The organism is Arthrobacter sp. 18067 (assembly GCF_902706295.1).
Lineage (GTDB): Bacteria > Actinomycetota > Actinomycetes > Actinomycetales > Micrococcaceae > Arthrobacter.
Genome location: NZ_CACSJJ010000114.1, coordinates 1 through 391 on the forward strand (window position 1 = coordinate 1; position 391 = coordinate 391).

Below are 391 nucleotides of genomic sequence, written 5' to 3' on the forward strand. Positions count from 1 at the left end.
GTGCAGGGCATGGCCACGGCGCTGGGCTTCCAGCAACATGGCGAAGGTGGTGTCCTTGGCGATCTTGATGTGGGCGATGGGGTCCATCACCACGATGACGTTCAACGGCATGGGCGCACCTGTCAGGCAAGGCGTTGATGGTAGCGGCAACGCCGGCCGTGTGCCTCCCCGCCGTAGTGCAACGCAGCGTCCGCCTGCCGGCAGCGCAGTCATTGCGAACCCGGTCACGTTCAGCCCGGTGCTACCCCCTGCGCGGCAGGCCGGCCTTGAAGCGGGCGCGGGAAGTGCGATATAGATACGCTTTCGCAGCGGCTCCCGCCAGAGATTGGGCCGTGCGCTTGGGGATAGGCAATGACTGAAAACACGACTGCGGGCGGGGAACTCGCAGGAC

Annotated in this window: 1 pseudogene; it reads right to left on the minus strand. The window is 65.7% G+C overall.

Going from position 1 to position 391, the window contains the following annotated elements:
• Nucleotides 1-213: pseudogene (locus GVL04_RS25070) on the minus strand (hypothetical protein); the annotation flags it as partial.
• Nucleotides 214-391: the final 178 nt, after the last annotated feature.